General features: G+C 68.4%; 6 protein-coding genes and 1 pseudogene. 5 read left to right on the top strand and 2 right to left on the bottom strand.

Annotated elements, in window-relative coordinates; genetic code table 11:
- Positions 1–41: 41 nt before the first annotated feature.
- From ACWC09_RS32675 to ACWC09_RS32695, 5 genes are all read left to right on the top strand, one after another.
- A complete protein-coding gene (locus ACWC09_RS32675; RefSeq protein ID WP_358917852.1) occupies positions 42–323 on the top strand; it encodes an acyl carrier protein in 282 nt (93 codons plus the stop codon).
- Complete coding sequence (locus ACWC09_RS32680) at positions 316–1,539, top strand: beta-ketoacyl-[acyl-carrier-protein] synthase family protein (protein WP_450854529.1); 1,224 nt, start codon at positions 316–318, stop codon at positions 1,537–1,539. Before ACWC09_RS32675 ends, ACWC09_RS32680 begins: the two co-directional genes overlap by 8 nt.
- A complete protein-coding gene (locus ACWC09_RS32685) occupies positions 1,536–2,678 on the top strand; it encodes a beta-ketoacyl synthase N-terminal-like domain-containing protein (RefSeq protein WP_450854530.1) in 1,143 nt (380 codons plus the stop codon). Before ACWC09_RS32680 ends, ACWC09_RS32685 begins: the two co-directional genes overlap by 4 nt.
- A 45-nt stretch (positions 2,679–2,723) precedes the next feature.
- The gene (locus ACWC09_RS32690; RefSeq protein ID WP_450854531.1) at positions 2,724–3,263 is read left to right on the top strand and encodes an RNA polymerase sigma factor; all 540 of its coding nucleotides are present in this window, start codon (positions 2,724–2,726) and stop codon (positions 3,261–3,263) included.
- A 1,206-nt stretch (positions 3,264–4,469) separates the two neighbouring features.
- Positions 4,470–6,026: an APC family permease gene (locus tag ACWC09_RS32695; RefSeq protein WP_450854532.1), complete on the top strand. Its 1,557-nt coding sequence runs from the start codon at positions 4,470–4,472 to the stop codon at positions 6,024–6,026.
- 170 nt (positions 6,027–6,196) lie between these two features.
- On the opposite strand, the pseudogene ACWC09_RS32700 reads toward ACWC09_RS32695, so the two are convergent.
- Together ACWC09_RS32700 and ACWC09_RS32705 are read right to left on the bottom strand one after the other, a co-directional pair.
- Positions 6,197–6,477, bottom strand: a pseudogene (locus ACWC09_RS32700) (LacI family DNA-binding transcriptional regulator); the annotation flags it as partial.
- Between the two features lie 114 nt (positions 6,478–6,591).
- On the bottom strand, positions 6,592–7,144 hold a 553-nt coding region (locus tag ACWC09_RS32705), incomplete at its 5' end, for a DUF389 domain-containing protein (RefSeq protein WP_450854533.1).

Consider the following 7,144-nt stretch of genomic DNA (forward strand, 5'->3'; position numbering starts at 1 on the left):
TGCGCACGTTAGACCCCCACCTATCAGCGAAGGGAAACGTCATGCCTCAGACCAGCGAGAACCTGATCCAGACAGAGCGGCTGGAGGCCCTGCGGACCATCGTCGTCCAGGTGCTCGAGCTCGGACCGGACGAGCTCACGGAGACCAGCCACTTCGTCAACGACCACGACGCGGATTCTCTGCTGGCGCTGGAGATCCTCGCGCGGATCGAACTCGACCTCGGAGTCGCGATCCCGCAGGAGGAACTGCCGGAGATGGTCACTCTGACCGCCGTCTACGACGTCGTTGCCCGCAACGCCGGCTGGGAGATACCGAATGCGTGACACCACCGCACGCCGGGTCGTGGTGACCGGGCTCGGCGCCGTCAGCAGTCTGGGTATCGGTGCTCATACGTTTGCCGCCGGGATTCGTGAAGGCCGCAGCGGTGTGTCGCCCATCCGTGGATTCGACGCGAGCGGCTTCCCCCACACCATGGCCGGCGAGGTCCACGACTTCGAGCCTCGCAGCGTGCTGCGCGGCCTGGACCCCGAACAGTGGGGCCGTAGCGGTCTGTTCGCCGCATCCGCCGCCCGGCTGGCCCTCGAGGACGCGGACCTCGACCCCGCCCTGGTGGCCAAGGCGCACACCGGCTCGGCCATCGGCACGACCAGCGGTGAGTCCGCCGTCATCGAGCAGCTCACCGAGCAGTGGGTCAAGGACAGCTTCAAACGGCTGGACCCCACTGCCATTCGTAAAGTGCCGGCAAGCCAGATCGCCACCGCGGTCAACGCCGAGCTGGGGCTGTCCGGGGAGGCCCAGACCATTGCCACGGCCTGCTCCGCGAGCAACTACGCACTCGGGTACGCCTATGACATGGTGCGCAGCGGTGAAGCCGACTTCATGTTCAGCGGCGGTGCGGACTCCATCAACCGGTGGGCGCACGCCGGGTTCTTCCGGCTCGGCGCACTCGCCGAGTCGGTCTGCCGTCCGTTCGATGCGCACCGCAGCGGAATCCTGACCGCCGAGGGAGGCGTCGCCCTCTTCCTCGAGCCTTACGACCATGCGGTGGCCCGGGGCGCCAGGATCTACGCCGAAGTGCTGGGGTACGGCGTCAACTGCGATGCGCAGCATCCGGTGTCCCCCGATCCGAGCAGCATCGCCGAGTGCATCCGCGCCGCGCACCGCAACGCGAACGTGGAGCCGGAACAGATCGACTACATCTGCGCACACGGCACGGGGACGCCCACCAACGATGCCACCGAGGTCAAGGCCGTGCGGGAGGTGTTCGGGGACCGTCTGCCGCCGATCAGTTCGATCAAGTCGGCGATCGGTCACACCATGGGTGCGGCCAGTGGCTTCGGTGCGCTGATGTGCTGCCTCGCGCTGCACGAGGGGTTCCTGCCGCCGACAGCGAACGTCACGGAGACCGACCCTGCCCTGGGTCCGGGGGTGGATCCGGTGCCGGGCACGGCGCGGCCGGCTGCCCCCCGCATCGTGCAGAACCACGGATTCGCCTTCGGCGGGAACAACGCCATCGCCATCCTGGGAAGGGCGGCATGAGCACCCTGACTGCACCAGTGACCACCGTGGCGCCCCTGGTCATCACCGGTACCGGCGTGCTGTCCGCGGCCGGGCAGGGGCTTCGCACCCTGCAGCCGTCCCTGCCCTCAGGCGATGCGCCGCGGGCGGACCTTTCACAGATCTCCGACGATCTGCCGCCGATCGCGCTGCACGCCGTAGCCGATCTCAACGCCGAGGAGTACCTCGGCGGCAAGGGCATCCGCCACCTGGACCGCACGACCAAGCTCGCTCTCGTGGCGTGTGCCAGGGCGCTGGCCGGGCTGCCCGTACCACTGGCCGAAGACGACAAGCCGCGCACCGGCGTGGTGATCGGCACGAGCACGGGCAGCATCCGCAGTTCCAGTGAGTTCTCCCGGGACACGCTCGTCCAGGACAAACCGTACCTGGTGCGGGCCAACCTCTTCCCCAACTCGGTCATGAACTGCTGCGCCGGGCAGATCGCCATACGCTCCAAGCTGCGCGGGGTCAACGCGACGATCGCCGGAGGCCGGTTGTCGAGCCTCAACGCGATCCGTTACGCCCGCAACGCCATCGCAGGCGGCCACGTCGACCGAGCGCTGGTGGGCGCCGTGGAGGAACTCTGCCCGCAGTCCGCCTGGGGATGGCACTTGTCCAAGGCGCTGTCGGGCGGAGCCGCCGTGGGCGAGGGCTGTGCCGTGTTCATGGTCGAACGGCCCGAGGATGCGGCCGCCGCCGGCCGCCCGGCGTTGGCACAGGTGCTGGCCTGTGAAGTCTCGTCAGCGGGGGTCGGTGTGCAACAGGGCAGCCTCGCTGCGGCGTTGTCACACTGCATCGAACGTGCCCTACGGCGCAGTGAGGTGTCCGCCGACCAGGTGAGCGCCGTGTCATTGGGATGCAGCGGCCATGTCGGTCTCGAGCGCATCGAGGAACGGGGAGTGGCCGGGGCTCTGGGAGCACTGCCGGACCGCACGTTGCGCATCACCCAGCGGCTGGGCGAGACCTTCAGCGCCAGCGGTTCGCTCCAGCTCGCCGCGCTGCTTGCGGCCTGGCAGGAGGGGCCGGGGGACGGCGAGGTTGCCCTGGTGACCTCGGTCGGCATGGATGGCAACGTCGGCTGCCTGATCGTACGCAGCCCATCCGCCCGTCTGTCCGGCTGATCCGGGGAGTCGGACGTGGCACATACTGCTCCTGCCGACGCCGACGTGGCCGAACTGGTGACCACTTGCCTGCGAGGGGATCAGCAGGCTTGGGTCCGGCTCGTCGACCACTTCACACCGCTGGTGTGGACGATCGCCCGCTCGCATCGCCTCTCCCCCGCCGATTGCCAGGACGTGTACCAACTAACGTGGCTGCGGGCCGTTCAGTACCTTCCGCAGCTGCGCGAGCGCAAGCACGTGGCGGCCTGGCTCGCGACGACAGCCCGTCGGGAGTGTCTCAAGCACATCGAGCGCCATCAGCGTCTCATTCCGGTCGGCGACAGTTCTCTGTTCGAAACCTATGCACGAGAGGTGGAACATCCCGACGAGCAGGCGCTGCGACGTGCCGATGCCTCCGAAGTCCTGGCCGCTTTCCGCCGGTTGCCCAGTCGTGACCAAGAACTGCTGGGCGTCCTGATGGCCGATCCGCCACCGAGCTATGACCAGGCCAGCCGGCTGCTCGGGCTGCCGCGCGGGTCACTTGGCCCGCTGCGGCAGCGCGCCCTAGGCCGACTGCGGGGGCTGCTCGCCCAGCCCGTCCAGTGAATGAGCCTGCTCAGCCGGCCCGCAAGGTGTCGGCTGAGCAGGCTCATTTCGTCATCTCTGTACCTGACACAGAACGAGAGGATCCATATCGCCGACCGGGTGCGGGAGAAGGTGCCGGTGCGCATCACCCGCCGCCAGGTCACCGACCAGGCGGCCTTTCCCCCTGACCACCCCCGCACCGCCACCCACCAAGCGGCCGTCACCGAACTCCTCCAGCGCCCCAACCCCGAACGCCGAAAGCGTGGCCGTCCAGGCTTGCAGCATCGCCACCGCGCTCGGGCAGGTGCAGGTGCCGCCAGCCACCCGGGCTGTGACCCCGAAGGTGACCGACTGGTGCCGCCCTGGTCCGCATCGACGGCTTCTTCCGCACGCAGCCGCGTGTAGCCAAGCAGGACAACAACACGTCAGGGCCCGGCGACCGCCCGAACCGGGACGCAGGTTGAACGCGCGATTGTCGGTCTTCCACACGTTTCGTTCGCCCCGTTAACCGCCCATTTCGCGGTCGACCGGGAGCTGGTCTGCACGCTCGGCCACCACATGGCCACCACGCCAATCCGAACAGTCCGAAGAAAAGCAGCCGCACGAGGCTGAAGGCCAGATCACAGCCCTGCAGGACAGAACCGCCACCGTCTGCGAACCTCAGACCTACGCATTGCGATGCACAGAGCACACGTGCCCGATTGGCCCGAATTCCAAGGTCAACGAAAACAAGAAACCCCAGGTCAAAGGGTCTGACCTGGGGTTCACCATGGAGCCGCCTTCGGGATTCGAACCCGAGACCTACGCATTACGAGCTCGCAAGATCATTGCCCCGTCCCTGACGTTCCCCGTCTTCACCGTCTGTGCAGGTCAGAGGGCACGGGGGTGTCCGGGGCTTGATGATCGTTCACGGGGTTTCACTGTCCTTCCGGCCCCATCCGGGCCCCAGGGAAGCCCCGTCGGCCGGCTGGCCGGGCCCCAGCCGGGCGGGCCTCCAGCTCAGGGCTGGGTGGCAAAGGAGCGTCCAGCGCACCGACCTTGCGAGGCAAAGAAGCCCCCCCCGGGCCGACGGCACCCGGAGCCGGGCCTGCACGTTCAGCACAGGCCCTCTGGGGCCCCGCTCCCCCGCCGGCCCCGCGCTTTCGGTTGCCGGTGAGCGGGTTCATGCTGGGAACAGCAGCTCCGCGTTCTTCGACCGGAGTACTCCATACGTTCTCGGAGGGCACCATGAGCCTGCCTTCTGTCCCGCCCGTGCACCCCTTGCCGGGCCCGGGAGCGACGGACAAGGGGCTCAAGGGCGGCGCGCTGGGGCTGTTCTCCAGCACGGTGATCGGCCTGGCCTCCACCGCCCCCGCCTACAGCCTCGCGGCGACCCTCGGAGTCATCGTCGGGATCGTGGGCTTCCAGTCACCGATCGTGGTCGTCCTCGCCTTCGTCCCGATGTTCCTGATCGCCTACGGCTACAAGGAGCTCAACCGGACGGACCCCGACTGCGGGACCACCTTCACCTGGGCCTCCCGGGCGTTCGGTCCCCGTACCGGCTGGCTCGGCGGATGGGGCATCGTCGCGGCCGACATCATCGTGATGGCCAATCTGGCCCAGATCGCCGGAGCGTACGGCTTCCAGCTGGTGGGCGCGGACGGACTGGCGCAGGACACCTTCTGGGTCACCGTGGTCGGCGTGATGTGGATCGCCGTGATGACGCTGATCTGCTACATCGGCATCGAGATCTCGGCGAACCTCCAGAAAGTGCTGCTCACCATCGAGATCGTGGTGCTCTTCCTGCTGGCGATCACCGCGCTGGTCAAGGTGTACGGGGGAACTGCACCGAGCGTCTCGTCGGAGCTCCGGTGGTCGTGGTTCAACCCCGCCCAGATCAACTCGCTCGACGACCTCACCAAGAGCGTGCTCGCCGGTGTGTTCATCTACTGGGGCTGGGACACCGCCGTATCGGTCAACGAGGAGACCGTCGAGCGCGATCGCACCCCGGGCCGCGCCGCCGTCATCTCCACAGTCATCCTGCTGCTCGTCTACGTGCTCGTCACCACATCCGCGCAGGCCTTCGCCGGAGCCGGAGAGCACGGCATCGGCCTCGCCAACCCGGACAACTCCGGAGACGTCCTCTCCAGCCTCGGCGCCGAGGTCTTCGGCACCGGGGGCTGGGGCGAGACCGCCACCAAACTGCTGATCCTGATGGTGCTCACCTCGGCCGCCGCCTCCACCCAGACCACCATCCTGCCGACGGCGCGCACCACGCTCTCCATGGCCGCCTTCAAGGCCATCCCGGACCGCTTCGCCCGCATCCACCCGCGCTTCCTCACCCCGACCTGGTCCACGGTGGGTATGGGCCTGGCCTCCATCGCCTTCTACGTCATGCTGACCCGGGTGAGCGAGAACGTCCTGGCCGACTCGATCGGCTCGGTCGGCCTGATGATCGCCTTCTACTACGGGCTCACCGGGTTCGCCTGCGTCTGGTACTACCGCAAGGTCCTCACCCGCAGCCCGCGCGACCTGTGGACGAAGGGCATCATGCCCGGGCTCGGCGGCGTCCTGCTCCTCTACTTCTTCATCAACGCCTGCGTCGTGTACTCCGCCTCGGACTACGGAAGCACCTCGTGGACGCTGCCGTTCCCGCCGCACTGGCAGCTCGGCGGCGTCTTCATCACCGGTATCGGCGCGCTGCTGCTCGGCGCCGTCCTGATGCTGGTGTACCAGGGGATCCGTCCCAACTTCTTCCGCAAGGAGACCATCCCCGTCTCGGCGCACGAACCTGACGGGCGGTGAGGGAGCCTCGGTGAGTCGGCCGGCAGGGGCAGCAGATGGGCGGTCTCGGGGATGCCGTCGTAGCCGACGACAACGTCATCCGGTCGTTGGAGACGAACACCCCGGTGCCGTCCGGGCGCCCCGTCGGCTGTCGGCCCCGCACATATCCGGAGTCGGCGCTCCCATCGCCGACTCACCAGGTAGCCGGCTTCCTGGGCTGCGGTGTTGACGGCGGTCAGAACGGAGGCGGGACCGTAGCGTGCCGCGTCGAAGGTGATGCCGCCGAGCATCCTGGTTCAGCCGCCGGCCAGGGACCGTGTGCCCGGCTCCGGCAGGGGCCGAGCGTGCGCATGGCTCCCGCCGCTGCCTCCCGCGTTTCGGGACGGACGGCCGGATGGTCGTGGAGCACCCGCGAGTCGGTCTGCTTCGAGACACCGGCCAGCCGCGCCACGCCGTCCGTCACCGCACGCACCGATGTACGCCATGTTCCCCCTGCGTTCCCCTTGGCTCACGCAGGGGCCCCTCGCCATCCACTCCGAGGAGAAGCCTCGCCGGCGCCGAGCCCGTCCTGGCTGTCCGGTCAGGTTCAGACCTCGGGTCGGCCTCTCCGCCCGCCGGGGGCCAGCAGGACGACGGTGTCCCCCGGCCCGGGCAGCGGTGGAGCGTCGATCAGCGTGGAGACGGGCCTGAAGCCCAGCTCGAATGCCTTGGGCTGGAGGTCGAGGCCCCGCACCGCCCAGGAGAACAGGAAGGTCACGAGGATGGCCAGCAGGAATCCCACGGTCAGGGCGGACAAGCCCTGGCGGATCCTGGTGCCGTTGCCGCGGTCGATGCCCAGCGCGACGCTGGTGATGGCGCCGTATTCCGGTCCTACGACCATCGCCGCGACGATCAGGATCTGGGAGTTGGTGACGATTCCCACCGCCCCGATGACGCCTGCGATGACCAGGTAGACGTAGAAACTCGGCAGATAGGTGCCCTCGGCGCGAATCCGCGCTTCGACCTCCTCCCAGACCGGCGCGTGCGCGAGCGCCCCGAGCTCCCGCTGCTCGGCTTCGGCCGCTGTACCGGAGAACGCCATCTCGACCGGTTCGATGACGATGGATCCGCGGCGGTCGAGTTCCAGCTCGCGCAGACCG

Source organism: Streptomyces sp. NPDC001617 (genome assembly GCF_053596855.1).

What these genes read in the sequence shown, in the direction of transcription:
- ACWC09_RS32675 (WP_358917852.1), top strand. Translation starts at nt 42, where the DNA reads ATGCCTCAGACCAGCGAGAACCTGATCCAGACAGAGCGGCTGGAGGCC.
- ACWC09_RS32680 (WP_450854529.1), top strand. Translation starts at nt 316, where the DNA reads ATGCGTGACACCACCGCACGCCGGGTCGTGGTGACCGGGCTCGGCGCC.
- ACWC09_RS32685 (WP_450854530.1), top strand. Translation starts at nt 1,536, where the DNA reads ATGAGCACCCTGACTGCACCAGTGACCACCGTGGCGCCCCTGGTCATC.
- ACWC09_RS32695 (WP_450854532.1), top strand. Translation starts at nt 4,470, where the DNA reads ATGAGCCTGCCTTCTGTCCCGCCCGTGCACCCCTTGCCGGGCCCGGGA.